We start from the raw sequence: 14,764 nt of genomic DNA, 5'->3' as shown, positions 1-14,764 counted from the left end.
ACAGCGGCTGCTGTCATCTGGCGGTCACCGGGGCGTAATCAGGCGGACATCTGCAGGCGCTAGCTTGACCGCAGCGATCAGGGGAACGACAGATGACTCAGGCGGAAGATTTCTCGGCAGTGGGCAGGCAGCGGGTGCGTACCATCTGGATTTCCGATGTGCATCTGGGCACCCGGGATTGCCAGGCGGAGAAACTGGCAGACTTTCTCAACGGGTATGAGTGCGACCAGTTGTACCTGGTTGGCGACATCATTGATGGCTGGCGGCTGCGCAAGAGCATGTACTGGCCACAGTCCCACACCAATGTCATCCGCCGCCTCCTGACGCTGAGCAAGCGCGGCACCCGGGTGACCTACGTCACCGGTAATCACGACGAGTTCCTGCGCCGCTATGCCACCTTCAATATCGGCAACATCCTGCTGGTGGACGAGGCCGTGCACCAGACCGCCGACGGCAGGAAGCTGCTGGTCATCCACGGCGATCAGTTCGATGTCATTACCCGCTGCCACCGTTGGCTGGCCTTCCTCGGCGACCACGCCTACGAATTCAGCCTGCGCTTGAACCGGTGGTTGAATTACTGGCGCAGCCGCTGGGGCTACGGCTACTGGTCACTGTCCGGCTATCTCAAGCACCGGGTGAAGAAAGCGGTGAATTTCATCAGTGAATTCGAGCAGGCCCTCGCCCACGAATGCCGCAAGCGCGACCTTCAGGGCGTGGTCTGTGGACATATCCACCACGCCGAAATCCGCGAAGTGAACGGCATCAGTTATCACAATTGCGGCGACTGGGTAGAATCCTGCACGGCACTGATCGAGCACTGGGACGGCACCATTACCCAGTACCAATGGAGCGAAGCCGACCCATCCCCAGCCGTTAACCCGGTGACACAAAGCGTGCCGGAAGTCGCCTAACCGGCCGAAGCAAGCCGCGGCTCGCCACCCGCGCGGCCAGCCTGCCGCTTGAAACTTGCCGCTTGAAGCTTCAGATGATGACCTTGTCCCGCAACTTGCGCGCCGCCAGCTCCAGCGCCCGGACAATGTCGTCCTTGTCATAGTTGCGGATGCCGTTGGTATCCAGGTACATGGAAAAGCCCGGCAGTTCGTGCTCGACGAAGGTCGGCGCTGCCCCCAGGTCCCGCCGCAGGCCCACCACCTGGTAAATCTGCACCGGGCGGCTGAACCCCTTGACCTCGATGCGCCCCTTGTCGCGGCACATGATCAGGTCCTTGATCAGCGACCAGGTCTCGTGGGGGATGAGGATCTCACCGGCCTCGGCGGCGCTTTCCAGGCGGCTGGCCAGGTTCACCTCGCGACCGATGATGGTGTAATCCATGCGCATGTCGGCACCGAAATTGCCGACGGTGCAATAACCGGTACTCAGTCCCATGCGGATTTCTAGGGGGCGGGTGATGCCCTGGCTGCGCCACTGCTGACGCAGCACCTTCATGTGCTTGCGCATGGCGATGGCCATGGACACCGCGGCTTCGGCATCCTGCTTGGCACCACGGCTGACCGGGTCGCCGAAGAACACCATGACGCTGTCACCCATGAACTTGTCGATGGTGCCGCCATGCTGCAGGGCGATGCGGGCCATCTCGTTGAGGTAGTTGTTGAGCAGGTCGGTCAGCGCCTCGGCTTCCATTTCCTCGGCCAGCTCGGTGAAGCCGCGGATATCGGAGAAGAATATCGTCAGCTTCTTGCGATGGGTCTCCAGGGTGACGCGCTGATTGCCGGAGAAGATCGACTCCCAAACCTGGGGCGACAGATATTTGGCCAGATCACTGGCCAGCTCCGTGGTTTTTGCCTGCTCGGCGCGGATCACGTGCTGGGCGTGCTCCAGACGTCGACCCTGACGATAGACGAAGGCCGCGATGGTCACCGTGAACGCGCCGCCGGTCACCAGGCTGGTGAACGCCACAAGCGGGCTGCTGACAAACTGCGGCGCCGGTGTGAGGATGGCCGCCGACAGCATGCATCCCGCCAGGGTCAGCAGGCTGGCGACGAACAGGTACAGCGGCCCGCCGGTGATGGTGCTGGCAAAACTGATGAGCAGTACCAGCACCAGGCTGGGAATCATGCTGAACTGGCACAGGGTGATGAAGATGCCCGCATGCACGGCGTCCAGCGCCAGCAACACCAGGGGAAGGTTTTGCCTGCCCGATTTGCGCCCGTGCTCTGCCAGCAGGCGCATCAGGTGCGGGTACGTCAAGGAATAGGCGATCACGCCGCCGGTGAGAACGGTCAGACCCTGTTCATAGGCGATAGCACTGAAAATGATACTGACGCAGAAATAGGCCATCACCCTGGAGTAGTAACCCTCCAGAGGTGGGCGTACGGGTTGGACGCGGTGTTCCAATGTCATGATCAGTCTGTCCCTGGCCTGATGTGTGCCAGACCGATCATAGTCTGCAAGTGTGGCGCTGAAAAGCTCAGGCGTACATGGACTCCCGCGGGCGGGCAAATACCCGCCGCAGCATGGGCTCGAAAAAGCTCAGGGGCTCGGTCGGGTAATCGGGGTCGAAGGCCGGTGCGTCGTACAGCGCGCAGAATTCGGCGGTGCGCTGATACAGCGGGTGATCCTTGAACTGGTCGCGCAGATGGCGATCCATCCCCAGGTGATGGAAGAAGTAATACCCCTGGAACACGCCGTGTTTCTCGACCATCCAGAGATTCTCCGCAGACACGAAGGGCTTGAGCATGGCGGCGGCAATATCCGGGTGGTTGTAGGTGCCCAGGGTGTCGCCGATATCATGCAACAGCGCGCAGACCACGTACTCCTCGTCACGCCCGTCCCGGTGCGCACGGGTGGCCGTTTGCAGGGAATGCTGCAACCGGTCGATGGGAAAGCCGCCAAAGTCGCCGTCCAGCAGTTGCAGATGGGTGAGAATACGGTCTGGCAGTTGCTTGGCGAAGGGGCGGAAGTGGCTGGAAATAAGGCCCCAGTCTTCGGCGGTACCTTCCTGCATGGCGCGGAAGCGGGCGCGCTGTTCGCTCATGGCATGGTCTCCGGTAATTATCGTTGTCCGCCGATGCTACACCGGCGCCGGTGTAGCAAACTGTCGGCCACTCGACAATGTGCCGCCTCAGAAGCGGATGCGCCCGGTGAGCATGTCCTTGAGCATCACCCAATCGCCGAGAAAGCTGTACAGCGGATATTTGAAGGTAGCGGGGCGATTTTTTTCGAAGAAGAAATGCCCGACCCAGGCAAAACCGTAGCCGGCCACCGGCAGGGCCAGCAACCACCAGAAATTGCCGCTGACCAGGGCCCAGAGCAGGATCAGCAGGACCAGGGTGCTGCCCACGTAGTGCAGGCGCCGGCTGGTGTCATTGCTGTGTTCGCTGAGATAGAACGGATAGAACTCGGCGAAGGAGTTGAATTCGCGGTTCTGGTTGTTGGTATCGGTGGAAGCCATGCGGTTCTCCCTTGTTGTTATGGTTGGGCGGGTCCAGTGAGCGGTTTTGTTATCATCCCGGCAATCATATTTGCTGGAGTGGATGATAATGGATGCACTGACCGCATTGCACAAGCGGGTTTCCGAGCCGCGTTTGACGGGCCCGGCGCCCACCGCCGATCAGTTGGAAGCGCTGTTCCAGGCGGCGCTGCGAGCACCGGATCATGCCCGGCTGCGCCCCTGGCGCTTCCTCGTGTTGGAGGGGCAGGGGCTGGAGCGGCTGGGTGAGCTCTTTGCCGCCGGGGCGCTGGCCCGGGTCGGCGATCCCAACGCAGCGGAGGTGCTGCGTGCGCCCAGCCTGCCGCAGCGCGCGCCGATGATCATCGTGGCTATCAGCAGTCCGAAGAATCATCCGAAGGTGCCGGCGCTCGAGCAGGACATGTCGTGCGCGGTCGCCGTCGGCAACATGCTGGTGGCTGCCCACGCCCAGGGGCTGGGTGCCGTGTGGCGAACCGGCGAGCCGGCCTACGATCCGATAATCCGCGAGGGCCTGGGTCTGCAGTCGCACGAAAAGATCATCGCCTATCTCTATCTGGGTCAGGCGCTGGGCGGGCCGAGGTCAATACCGGTAATGGATTCCCGCGACTTCTTCCAGCGTTGGCCGGAGGCCTGACGGGGGCAGGGCAGCTGGATCTGCGCGCATAGACCGCCCGTTTCACCCTGGCTGAAACTGAGCGTGCCGCCATGGCGTACCACCGCGCGGCGGGCAATCGCCAGGCCCAGCCCATGGCCGCTGTCCGCCGGCTGGCCGGGCACCCGCACAAAGGGCTCGCCGAGGCGCTCGAGCCAATCCTCCGGTACACCGGCCCCCTGGTCCATCACCCGGATGACGCAGCCCTGGGCCCCGCTGGACAGGGCGACGCGGATCAGTCCACCGTTGGGTGAGAAGCGCAGGGCGTTGCGCAGCAGATTATCCAGCGCGCTGGCCAGTTGCTCGGGCCAGCCCTGGAGTTGGCACTCCGTGCTCCCCTGGATTTCCAGGCGCTGGTCGGTGGCGGCGAAGCGGGCGTCCGCCACAACGTCGGCCACCAGTTGATCCAGGTCGACGCGTTCGCGCGGCACGTCCTGGGCGTCCAGCCGGCTGAGGGTGAGAATATCGCCGATCAGGCTGTCGAGCCGGCTGCATTCGTGGTCCAGCCGAGTCCAGAGTGGATCACCGACCGCCAGCCCCTGCTTGCTCCCCAGCGCCAGGCCGATGCGCAGGCGGGCCAGGGGCGAGCGCAACTCATGGGAGATATCGCGCATCAACTGGTTCTGACTGTCGAGCAGGCTCTGCACCCGGGTGCCCATGCTCTGGAAGCGGCGGGACAGTTCGCCGATCTCGTCGCGGCGCTGACCGATGTTGCCCAGGGTCTGGTCATCGAAGCGGCCCTGCGCCAGATCCTGGGCGGCAACGCCCAGTTTGCGCAGCGGGCCGGTCAGATAACGGCTGAGCAGCAGGCTGACCAGCGCCAACAACAGCATCGCGATGCTGATATTGGTGAACAGGGCAAAGGGAGTGTGTTGCCAGCGGAACAGCTCCGGCGCCGGCACGTGCAACAACAATTGATATTGGGCCTGGGCCGAATCCCAGCCCAGCTGGAACAGCCGCCCATGGCGGGTGCGCTCCGGCTCGCCCTGAACCGGGATGTCGAACCGCGGCAGGGTGGGCAGGGTGCCTTCGATCAGGCGCTGGCCCTGGGCATCGAACAATTGTGCCCGCAGCCGGTGCTGGCGGCGCTGATCCTCCAGCCACTGCTGGGCAGCGGCCGGGTTCTGTTCATACAGGGTGACCAGCTGCTCGCTGAAGTCCCGCAGTTTGGGATGGAACTGCAGCAGCAGCCAGTCCTGTTGCAAGGCGCGGCTGATCAGGAAGCCCGAGCCGCCCACCAGCAGGGTGGCGAGCCAGAGGACGGCGAAGACCTTCCAGAACAGCCGCATGCGGATCAGCTGGCGTCAGTGGCGCTGGTGGCGTCGCGCTTGTCGCTGTTACGCTCCTTGCGCTGCTCCATGTGCTTTTTCATCTTCTCGCGCTTTTCCTCGTGCAGCTCCTGCATCTTCTGGCGCTGCTCGGCGGTGAGGATGGCTTCTACGCGTTCCTGCTTGTCTTCATGCAGGGCCTTCATTTTCTCGAAGTGCTCTTCGTGTACGGCGCGCAGTTGCTCCTGTTGCTCCGCGGTCAGTTGCAGCTCGGTGGCGATCCGCTCCATGTGCCGGTCATGATGCTTGCGCATGTCACCGTCCATGCCGGGCATGGCAAGTGCTACGGAAGCTGCGGCGGTGGTAAGGGCGAACAGGCCTGCCATCAGTGTCTTTTTCATGGGTAATCTCCTGGGTTGCAGATGACCGGTAGGTCCGGCCATTGGTATCCAGTCTAGTTGCGGTGGTGTCAACGAGGGCCGGCGCGGGGTAAAGGCTGTGTAAAGATCAGCGCCTCAACTGTACAGATAGCCCCGCCCGCGGATGGACTGGATGCGCGGGCGGCCATCTCCATGGGCGCCGAGTTTGCGGCGCAGATTGCTCATGTGCATGTCCAGGCTGCGATCATGTGGGCCGAGCGGCTTGCCCAGGGCCTGGCGCGACAATTGCTGGCGGTCGATCAGTTGCCCCGGCCGTTCCAGTAACTCGCGCAGGATCAGGGCCTCGGTCTGGGTCAGTGCAAGCAACTCCTCGCCCCGCCAGGCCATCAGGCTGGTACTGTCCAGGCGCAGGTCGCCTACCTGTAGTTGCGCTTCGTCGGTCGCCGGTGTGGCGCGCCGCAGCAGGGCCCGCAGGCGCGCTACCAGCTCCCGCGGGTCACAGGGTTTGGCCAGATAGTCGTCGGCGCCCAGCTCCAGGCCGAGGATGCGATCCACCGGTTCGCCCCGGGCGCTGAGCATCAACAGGGGCGTATTGCAGGTGGGGCGCAGCGCGCGCAGCACCTCCAGCCCGTTCATGCCCGGCAGCATCATGTCCAGGACGATGGCGCCGAAGCTGCCGTTGCGCGCCGCGTCCAGGCCAGCGGGCCCATCATGCACGCTGGTCAGGGTGAAGCCCTCTGCCGCCAACCAGGAACCCAGCAGTTCGCAGAGTTCCTGGTCGTCGTCGATCATCAGGATCGCCTGGTTCAATTCAGCCACTCGTTGCGTTTGCGGCGACCGCCCAGCTGCGCCAATAGCCAACCCAGCAGCAAACTGCCGGCGACGGTGGCACCGCCGACCATGAACCATTTGCGTTGCTGTTCCTGCTGGGCCTGCTGGGCCACCTCCTCCATGGCTGCCAAACGGTCACGCAGGGCCAGGTTCTGGCGACTGAGCCGTTCTACCTCGGCATGGTCAGCCGCGTTGGCCAGCTCGTCGGCCAGGCGCTGGCGCTCGGCTTCGACCTTGGCCAGTTCAGCCTGCAGCGTGCCGATATCCTGTTCGGCGGTGGACGTCGGCGAGCTGACCGCGATATCGGCCTGCTGGGCGTACAAGGGGAGGGGCAGCAGCAGGACGGCCAGCAGCGGCAACAGGGATGGGCGAAAGGTCATTCAGGCTCTCCTCGGTCAGGCCGGCAGCACACGTTTGAATGGCTTCACCAGTACCTGATCGTAGACGCCAGCGGCGATGTACGGGTCCTGATCGGCCCAGGCCTGCGCCTGTTCCAGCGAATCGAACTCGGCAACCACCAGGCTGCCGGTGAAACCGGCGCTGCCCGGATCGTTAGAGTCGATGGCCGGATGCGGGCCGGCGAGTACCAGACGGCCGGCGTCCTGCAGCGCATGCAGGCGGGCAAGGTGGTCGGGGCGGGCGGCCAGGCGGGCGTCGAGGGTACCGGGGGCATCACTGGCGATGATGGCGTATAACATGTCTAATCCTTGGGTGAGGTTCTCAGGGCGGTAACTTATGCCATTCGGTTGGGCATTGTCAGCGCCCAGACGGCATAATAGCCAAATTCTTCCCCGATTGGCCCTGTTTGATGTCGGGCCCTGGAGCAAACTTGTTAGCGGATCTGCACATGCACAGTACAGCCTCGGATGGCGCCCTGGCGCCTGCCGAGCTGATGGCGCGTGCGGCAGCAGCCGGCGTTGAGCTGGTCGCCCTCACCGATCATGACTGCGTGGACGGCCTGCCCGAGGCCCGGGCCGCGGCTACGGCCCACGGCATGGCCTGGGTCAGCGGGGTTGAGCTGTCCGCACAGTGGCAGGGCCACACCATCCATATCCTGGGCTACGGCTTTGATAGCGAGGCGCCGACGCTGGTCGAGGCGCTGGCGGGGGTGCGTGACGGGCGTTGGCAACGGGCCGAGCAGATTGCCGCCCGGCTGGCGGCCAAGCGCATGCCCGGGGCGCTGGAGGGGGCGCTGGCGGTGCAGCAGGCCACGGGCAGCGATCCGGGCAGCCCACCGGCCCGACCGCACTTTGCCGACTGGATGGTGGAGGCCGGTTACGTGCGTGACCGCGGCGAAGCCTTCCGCAAATGGCTGGGCGCCGGCAAGCTGGGCGATATCAAGCAACACTGGCCGACCCTCGCCACCGCAGTCGCCCAGTTGCGCGACGCTGGCGGCCTGGCGGTACTGGCGCACCCCTGGCACTACGGCTTCACCCGGGCACGCATCCGCCGCCTGCTGCGGGATTTTGCCGAGGCCGGCGGCCGCGGTATCGAGGTGGTCAACGGCAAGCAGCCACCGGAACAGGTGGCGGTGCTGGCGCGCATGGCCAGTGAATTCGGCTTCCTGGCCAGCGCCGGCAGTGACTTCCATCACCCCGATTCGCCCTGGATGGCGCTGGGTCAGATGACCCCCTTGCCGGCTGAATGCACGCCGATATGGCAGGACGCGCGGTTCTCTGGCGGCGGACAGTGATGATCGGCGGCTCGACGAGCTCTGCACTCTTCCCTAAACTGCGGGAAAATTCAGCGAGAATGCAGCCGTGAGCCAATATTTCCAGATACATCCGGATAATCCGCAGGCGCGCCTGATCAGCCAGGCGGTGGAGGTGGTGCGGGACGGCGGGGTGATCGCCTATCCCACCGACTCGGCCTATGCCCTGGGTTGCCACCTGGGTGACAAGAATGCACTGGAGCGCATCCGGCGACTGCGCCAGTTGGATGACAAGCACAACTTCACCCTGGTCTGCCGGGACCTCTCGGAGCTCGGCGTCTACGCCAAGGTGGATAACGCCACCTTCCGACTGCTGAAAAACAACACGCCTGGCCCCTATACCTTCATCCTGCACGCCACCACCGAGGTGCCCCGGCGCCTGCTGCATCCCAAGCGCCGGACCATCGGGTTGCGTATTCCCGATCATCCGCTGACCCTGGCCATGCTCGAAGCCCTCGGTGAGCCGCTGATGAGCGTGACACTGATGCTGCCGGGCGACAGCCTGCCGTTGACCGACCCCGAAGATATCCGCGAGCGGTTGGGCAAGCAGGTGGACCTGATCATCGATGGCGGTGCCTGCACTATCGAGCCCACCACCGTGGTGGCGCTGCTCAATGGGGAGATAGAGGTGCGCCGCATCGGCCGCGGCGACCCCGAGCCCTTCGGCGTCAGCCGTGAGTGAACGGTCAACCGGCGTCCCATGCAGGCGCCGGGGCCGATGAAGAGTATGATAAGCCGCACAACGCCAACACCATGAATCACCGACAATCAGGAGTTTCCCTTGAGTTCCGTTGAATCCCAGCGCCGGGTCGTGTCCGGCATGCGTCCCACCGGGCGCCTGCACCTTGGTCATTATCACGGCGTACTCAAGAACTGGGTAAAGCTGCAACACGAATATGAGTGCTTCTTCTTCGCGGCCGACTGGCATGCGCTGACCACACTCTACGAAACCCCGCAGGATATCGAACAGAACGTCTGGGACATGATGATCGACTGGCTGGCCGCTGGCGTCAGCGGTACCTCAGCGACCATGTTCATCCAGTCCCAGGTGCCGGAACACGCCGAGCTGAACCTGCTGCTGTCCATGTCCACGCCGCTGAGCTGGCTGGAGCGGGTGCCGACCTACAAGGATCAGCAGGAAAAACTGCGTGACCTGGACCTGGCGACCTATGGCTTCCTCGGCTATCCGCTGCTGATGAGCGCCGACATCCTCATCTACCGCGCCGGGCTGGTGCCGGTCGGCGCCGATCAGCTATCCCACGTGGAAATCACCCGGGAGCTGGCACGCCGGTTCAACCATCTGTATGGCAAGGAACCGGGCTTCGAGGACAAGGCGCGCGCCGCTATCCAGAAGATGGGCAAGAAGGCAGCCAAGCTGTACAGCAACCTGCGCACCGCCTACCAGGAAAAAGGCGATGCCGAGGCCCTCGACACCGCCCGGGCCCTATTGCAGGAACAGCAGAACATCACCCTGGGTGATAAAGAACGCCTGTTCGGCTACCTCGAAGGCGGTGGCAAGGTGATCCTGCCCGAGCCCCAGGCGCTGCTGACGCCGGCCTCGAAGATGCCCGGTCTGGACGGCCAGAAGATGTCCAAGTCCTACGGCAATACCATTACCCTGCGCGACACCACCGATGAGGTGAGCGAGAAGATCCGCCGCATGCCCACCGATCCGGCGCGCGTTCGCCGGACCGATCCAGGCGATCCGGATAAGTGCCCGGTGTACCAGTTGCATCTGGTCTACACCGACCAGGCGACCCATGACTGGGTCAACCAAGGATGCCGCAGCGCCGGTATAGGCTGCCTCGATTGCAAGAAGCCGGTCATCGACGCCATTTGCACCGAACTGGCGCCGATGCAGCAGCGCGCCGTTGAATATGAAAGCAATCCCGATGCGGTACGGCTGATCCTGAGCGAGGGCGCCGAACGGGCCCGGGATGCTGCCCGCGATACGCTGGTTGAAGTACGCCAGGCTATCGGCCTGAGCTACCGCCGCGCCTGATGAGCGCCCGGGAGCCCGTCCAAATGGTCAGCGCCACCCCCGCGGTGGCCGGTGAGCCAGTGGTCGAGTCCCCGGCGCCGCTTCAGCATGAATTGCCGCTGGCCATGATCAATGGCCAGCCGCTTACCGAGCTGCCGCAGGATCTCTATATTCCGCCCGAGGCGCTCGAAGTCTTTCTCGATACCTTCGAAGGGCCGCTGGATCTTTTGTTGTACCTGATCCGTCGGCAGAACCTCGATATCCTCGATATCCCCGTCGCCGAAATCACTCGCCAGTACATGGGTTATGTCGAACTGATGAAAGCGGTGCGCCTGGAGCTGGCAGCGGAATACCTGGTGATGGCCGCGATGTTGGCCGAGATCAAGTCGCGCATGCTGCTGCCGCGGCAGGAGCAGCAGGAGGACGAGGAAGGTGACCCGCGCGCCGAACTGATCCGCCGGTTGCAGGAGTACGAGCGCTTTCGCCAGGCCGCGGAGGATCTCGACGCGCTGCCGCGGGTCGGTCGGGACATTGCCCTGGCCGCCCCGCCACCCCTGGAAACGCGCAAGGCCCATCCAGAGGTCAGCATGGAGGAGTTGTTGCTGTCGCTGGGGGAGGTGCTGCGCCGCGCCGATATGTTCGAAAGTCACCAGATCAGCCGGGAGACGCTGTCGACCCGCGAGCGCATGGCCGATGTGCTGGAACGCCTGCGCGGTGGCCAGTTCGTCCCCTTTGCCAGCCTGTTCCAGCCAGAGGAGGGCAAGCTGGGCGTGGTGGTGACCTTCATGGCGGTACTGGAGCTGGTCAAGGAACAGCTGATCGACCTGGTGCAGAGCGAGCCCTTTGCGCCCATCCACGTCAAGGCAAAGAGTGATGAACCAACCACCGCTTGAACGGATTCTCGAGGCGGCGCTGCAGGCTGCCGGCAAACCGCTGTCGCTGGAGCGGCTGCGCGAACTCTTCGATGAGCGCAGCGCGCCATCGCTGGAGGAGCTGCGCCAGGCCTTGGCGCGACTGGCGCAAGATCTGGCTGCCCGCTCGGTGGAGCTGCGCGAGGTGGCCAGCGGCTGGCGTCTGCAGGTGCGTGACGATTATTCGCCCTGGGTATCGCGGCTGTGGGAGGAGCGGCCCCAGCGCTATTCCCGGGCGCTGTTGGAAACCCTGTCGCTGATCGCCTACCGCCAGCCCATCACCCGCGGCGAGATCGAGGACGTGCGCGGCGTGGCGGTCAGCAGCCAGATCATCCGCACCTTGCTCGAGCGCGAATGGGTTCGCATCGTCGGCCATCGGGAGGTGCCCGGGCGTCCGGCGATGTATGCCACCACCCGCCAGTTCCTGGATTACTTCAACCTGCGCAGCCTGGCGGACCTGCCGCCGCTCGTGGATCTGCGTGCCAGTGACGAGGCCACCGCTGCGTTTCCCGGTATGCCTGAGTCCGGTGAAACAGCACCCGCCTGGGAGCCGGTGGCGCCGCTGGCGGCTGCCGATACCGAGGGCGCCGGGGATTTTGGCACGCTGCTGGCGGAGCTGGATGCCATGGAAACCGATCTGAAAACCGACTTCGATGATCTGCTGCCGCTGGATGACACTGATATCGAGCCCGACACCGCTGGTTGAGCGGACAGGTCGGTGCTATTCTGCGCAACCGGATTCTCCGGACAATGACTCCATCACACCGGGAGGTGCCACGCATGACTGACCAACCCAACAATCCCGAGCTCGAAGAAGTACCGGTCTCCGGGGAAAAACTGCAAAAAGTCCTGGCCCGCATGGGGCTGGGTTCACGCCGTGAAATCGAAGGCTGGATCGGCGCCGGTCGCGTTACCGTCAATGGCGAGCCCGCCCAGCTGGGCTGCCGGGTCGACAGCCTGGACCAGATCATGGTCGACGGTCGGCCGCTCAAGCGTGACCTCAATACCGAAGTCGTCCGCCGCGTGCTGATCTACAACAAGCCCGAGGGCGAAGTCTGTACCCGCGATGACCCCGAAGGCCGCCCCACCGTATTCGAACAGTTGCCGCGGCTGAAACAGGGCCGCTGGATCAACGTCGGCCGGCTGGACATCAACACCTCCGGCCTGCTGTTGTTCACCACCGATGGTGAGCTGGCCAACCGCTTGATGCACCCGTCGTCGCAGATGGACCGCGAATATGCCGTGCGGGTCATGGGCGAAGTCGATGAAGAGATGATCGAGCGCCTGCAGGCCGGCGTCATGCTGGACGACGGCCCGGCCAGGTTCACCGATGTGGTCAGCTCCGGTGGCGAAGGCATCAACCGCTGGTTCCACGTCTGCCTGATGGAGGGCCGCAACCGCGAAGTCCGCCGGCTATGGGAATCCCAGGGCGTGCGGGTAAACCGCCTCAAGCGGGTGCGCTTCGGACCGGTATTCCTCGGGCCGGAACTGCCGGTGGGCCGCTGGCGTGAGATGAAACAGAACGAACTCGATGTGCTCAGCGAGGAGGTCGGTCTCAAGCCGGTCCGCCTGCCGGAGACCAGCGTGGCGGAGAAGGAAAAGCAGAAACGCCAGGCCCGCAAGCCCTCCATGCACCAGGCCCGCGTGGTGCGGCAGAACAAGACCCGCAGCAGCGATCGTCCGCGCAGCAAGAAGTGATGAAGTGACTGCTCCCGGTCAGTGGGCCGGGAGCAGTCCACGCATTACTGCAGTGACGCGCTGAGCTTGCCGCTCTCCGGGTGTTCTTCTACCCGGACATCGAACAGATCATAGCCAGGCGTAGAGCCTGTTGGCTCGGCAACGGTGACTGTGCGAGTACCTAGTACGCCATCCTCCCAAGAAGCTATCTGTACGGTCGCTGCACGGCCGGTGGCACGGGCATAGTTCGCCACCGCCACGCGGTATGTGCCTGCCTGCAGTTTTGCAGGATTGCATGAGGCGTAATAATGCTCCGGACCGTTTGCGACGACATTATCGACGTCGAGATAGCCCGCACCCCCGGTCATGTTGCTGTAGTAGACATGGTCGCCGCCGGGTTCGTATACATGCAGATCCACATCGCCGCTGCCGTCCCAGGTCAGTGTCGCGGTAAAGAACCCTGAGGTGGCTTCGGCTGGCGGCTTCACCAGCGAATTCAGCGCACTCTCGATCTGTGTGCGCACGCGCGCAGCGATGGCGAGCTGCTGATTGATATAAATCTCCAACAAACCATGGCCCAGGATATCTTTCTGCCCATTCACCCCGGCTGGCCGGAGCAGGTAGCCGGGGATATTGTCGGTGATAGCCGGGACCGATCCCACAGCCCTCAGGCCGTTGATGACCAGATCCAGATCAGCCAGGGTATGTGGCCCGTTGAGTGCCGGTGAAGCTGGTGCGATATGCACCAGCTTCACCGCGTCGGTCGGCAGTTGGCCGCTGGCGTAACCGTAGGCCGCGTTAGCGAACAGATTGCCCTGGGAGTGGGCTACGAACAGCAACTTCTTGCCTTCGACTATCCAGTTGTCAATCCGGGTTCGATGCTCAGCGTAGTTCACCGCGGTGGGCGGTGAGCCGAATAAGCTGGCCAGCCGCTGCACCGCAGCTGCCTGGTACCAGTCGATCCAGCTGTCGCGGATATCCAGCAGTTGTGGTAGCGCATGACCTATGGCCGACCACCAGGGCCCGTCCCCCAGCAGGCTTTCGAAGAAAAGCTCGAAACGGCCATTCAGCTCGCTGTCCTGTTCGAGCAGGCGCTGATTGAAGGTCTCGATGAAATCTCCGAAACCTTCGGTGTAGTTGTAGGCCACTTCGTAAGCGATCTCCTCGCCATCGTCGTTCTCGTAGCCGTGGAGGCGGGCGAGTTCGCTGTTGGCCCGGTTGGCTTCGCGAACGGTAGTCTGGACGCCGTTGAAGAATACGAAGGCGATACCGGTATCGGTGCACAAGTCGTCGGACGCTGTCTGCGCCTGGAGCGCGGTTGTGGTGGTGAGCGCGAGAGTTGTGAACAAGGAGCCAGCAAGGACTTTTTTGAGGGAATTATTCACAGGTATCCCCCTTCGGTGTGGTCCAGATGCTGCCATCCAGCGCTTTGTTGAATTCCAGATAGCGAGTCAGTCGCGCTTGGGTATTAGTCGCCATGGCCTCCAGCTCACGGGATACCTGGGCTGCCGGTTTGACCTCATTGCCTTCTTCGAAGACCAGGTAGATACAATGGTCAGCACGGGCAATCTGGCGGTTGACTTCTTTCACTGCCAGTTGATCGTCGAGATCAACAGTGAACACCCCCGCCATGGCGCGGGCCGCTTGGCGTGCGGCGTTGCGCTGGGCTTCCGCTTGGTAATGCTGGTCGATATAAGCGGCTATATCATCCCGAACGCTGTCCTGGTCGGCATCCGGGCCTGTGAGGTCGGCGCTGCGGTCGAGCCTGGGGATCTCGCCAGCCTCTTCAAGTGCAGCCAGGCCGGTTGCAGGCGCAGGGGAGCCGGTATCGTTATCGGAATTGCCGCCCCCACCGCCACTATCCAGACAGGCCGTCAACAGGCCGGTTAATGATAAAACGAGAAAAACCCTGAACATGCTTGC

At 63.5% G+C, this 14,764-nt stretch carries 17 protein-coding genes and 1 pseudogene; 8 read left to right on the top strand and 10 right to left on the bottom strand.

Annotated features, from left to right (window positions below; all coding sequences use genetic code 11):
- The first annotated feature begins 92 nt into the window (after positions 1–92).
- Positions 93–911: a UDP-2,3-diacylglucosamine diphosphatase gene (locus VG99_RS02525; protein WP_044498175.1), complete on the top strand. Its 819-nt coding sequence runs from the start codon at positions 93–95 to the stop codon at positions 909–911.
- Positions 912–981: 70 nt separating this feature from the next.
- On the opposite strand, the gene VG99_RS02520 is transcribed toward VG99_RS02525, so the two are convergent.
- The 3 genes from VG99_RS02520 to VG99_RS02510 all read right to left on the bottom strand — a co-directional run bounded on the left by VG99_RS02520 (position 982) and on the right by VG99_RS02510 (position 3,412).
- Positions 982–2,361, bottom strand: coding sequence for an adenylate/guanylate cyclase domain-containing protein (locus VG99_RS02520; protein ID WP_044498174.1), 1,380 nt, complete (start codon positions 2,359–2,361; stop codon positions 982–984).
- Positions 2,362–2,428: 67 nt separating this feature from the next.
- Positions 2,429–2,995, bottom strand: coding sequence for an HD domain-containing protein (locus VG99_RS02515; RefSeq protein WP_044498173.1), 567 nt, complete (start codon positions 2,993–2,995; stop codon positions 2,429–2,431).
- A gap of 87 nt (positions 2,996–3,082) precedes the next feature.
- Complete coding sequence (locus tag VG99_RS02510; RefSeq protein ID WP_044498172.1) at positions 3,083–3,412, bottom strand: Mpo1-like protein; 330 nt, start codon at positions 3,410–3,412, stop codon at positions 3,083–3,085.
- A gap of 88 nt (positions 3,413–3,500) precedes the next feature.
- Between VG99_RS02510 and VG99_RS02505 the strand changes: the two genes are divergently transcribed.
- On the top strand, positions 3,501–4,064 hold the full coding sequence (locus VG99_RS02505) for a nitroreductase family protein (protein WP_044498171.1): 564 nt from the start codon (positions 3,501–3,503) through the stop codon (positions 4,062–4,064).
- Here VG99_RS02505 and VG99_RS02500 read toward each other — a convergent pair.
- The 5 genes from VG99_RS02500 to VG99_RS02480 form a co-directional block, all read right to left on the bottom strand.
- Positions 3,989–5,371: a HAMP domain-containing sensor histidine kinase gene (locus VG99_RS02500; RefSeq protein WP_052508667.1), complete on the bottom strand. Its 1,383-nt coding sequence runs from the start codon at positions 5,369–5,371 to the stop codon at positions 3,989–3,991. The genes VG99_RS02505 and VG99_RS02500 overlap by 76 nt on opposite strands.
- A gap of 5 nt (positions 5,372–5,376) precedes the next feature.
- Positions 5,377–5,751: a periplasmic heavy metal sensor gene (locus tag VG99_RS02495; protein ID WP_044498170.1), complete on the bottom strand. Its 375-nt coding sequence runs from the start codon at positions 5,749–5,751 to the stop codon at positions 5,377–5,379.
- Between the two features lie 114 nt (positions 5,752–5,865).
- Entirely contained in the window at positions 5,866–6,522 is a 657-nt protein-coding gene (locus tag VG99_RS02490) for a response regulator transcription factor (protein WP_044501384.1), read from the bottom strand.
- 14 nt (positions 6,523–6,536) lie between these two features.
- Positions 6,537–6,941 carry an SH3 domain-containing protein gene (locus VG99_RS02485; protein ID WP_044498169.1) on the bottom strand — a complete coding sequence of 135 codons (405 nt, stop codon included), beginning with the start codon at positions 6,939–6,941 and terminating at the stop codon, positions 6,537–6,539.
- A 15-nt stretch (positions 6,942–6,956) separates the two neighbouring features.
- Positions 6,957–7,259 carry a YciI family protein gene (locus VG99_RS02480; RefSeq protein WP_044498168.1) on the bottom strand — a complete coding sequence of 101 codons (303 nt, stop codon included), beginning with the start codon at positions 7,257–7,259 and terminating at the stop codon, positions 6,957–6,959.
- Between the two features lie 131 nt (positions 7,260–7,390).
- On the opposite strand from VG99_RS02480, the gene VG99_RS02475 reads away from it, so the two are divergent.
- The 6 genes and pseudogenes from VG99_RS02475 to rluB form a co-directional block, all read left to right on the top strand.
- Complete coding sequence (locus VG99_RS02475) at positions 7,391–8,254, top strand: PHP domain-containing protein (protein WP_158023872.1); 864 nt, start codon at positions 7,391–7,393, stop codon at positions 8,252–8,254.
- Positions 8,255–8,321: 67 nt separating this feature from the next.
- The gene (locus VG99_RS02470) at positions 8,322–8,954 is read left to right on the top strand and encodes an L-threonylcarbamoyladenylate synthase (protein ID WP_044498166.1); all 633 of its coding nucleotides are present in this window, start codon (positions 8,322–8,324) and stop codon (positions 8,952–8,954) included.
- Between the two features lie 99 nt (positions 8,955–9,053).
- Positions 9,054–10,274, top strand: a complete 1,221-nt coding sequence (locus VG99_RS02465) for a tryptophan--tRNA ligase (protein ID WP_076939712.1) — start codon at positions 9,054–9,056, stop codon at positions 10,272–10,274.
- Positions 10,275–10,378: 104 nt separating this feature from the next.
- Positions 10,379–11,146, top strand: coding sequence for a segregation and condensation protein A (locus VG99_RS02460; RefSeq protein WP_162182782.1), 768 nt, complete (start codon positions 10,379–10,381; stop codon positions 11,144–11,146).
- The gene (scpB, locus tag VG99_RS02455; RefSeq protein WP_044498165.1) at positions 11,127–11,870 is read left to right on the top strand and encodes an SMC-Scp complex subunit ScpB; all 744 of its coding nucleotides are present in this window, start codon (positions 11,127–11,129) and stop codon (positions 11,868–11,870) included. The genes VG99_RS02460 and scpB overlap by 20 nt, the downstream gene beginning before the upstream one ends.
- A gap of 74 nt (positions 11,871–11,944) precedes the next feature.
- Positions 11,945–12,832, top strand: a pseudogene (gene rluB / locus VG99_RS02450) (23S rRNA pseudouridine(2605) synthase RluB); the annotation flags it as partial.
- 74 nt (positions 12,833–12,906) lie between these two features.
- On the opposite strand, the gene VG99_RS02445 reads toward rluB, so the two are convergent.
- Together VG99_RS02445 and VG99_RS02440 are read right to left on the bottom strand one after the other, a co-directional pair.
- Positions 12,907–14,226, bottom strand: coding sequence for a membrane protein (locus VG99_RS02445; RefSeq protein WP_044498164.1), 1,320 nt, complete (start codon positions 14,224–14,226; stop codon positions 12,907–12,909).
- Positions 14,219–14,758: a hypothetical protein gene (locus tag VG99_RS02440; protein ID WP_158023871.1), complete on the bottom strand. Its 540-nt coding sequence runs from the start codon at positions 14,756–14,758 to the stop codon at positions 14,219–14,221. Before VG99_RS02440 ends, VG99_RS02445 begins: the two co-directional genes overlap by 8 nt.
- Positions 14,759–14,764 lie beyond the last annotated feature (6 nt).

Origin of the sequence: Pseudomonas saudimassiliensis, from assembly GCF_000939975.1 — a bacterium.
GTDB lineage: Bacteria > Pseudomonadota > Gammaproteobacteria > Pseudomonadales > Pseudomonadaceae > Halopseudomonas > Halopseudomonas saudimassiliensis.
This window is presented reverse-complemented; position numbering and strand designations above follow the sequence as displayed.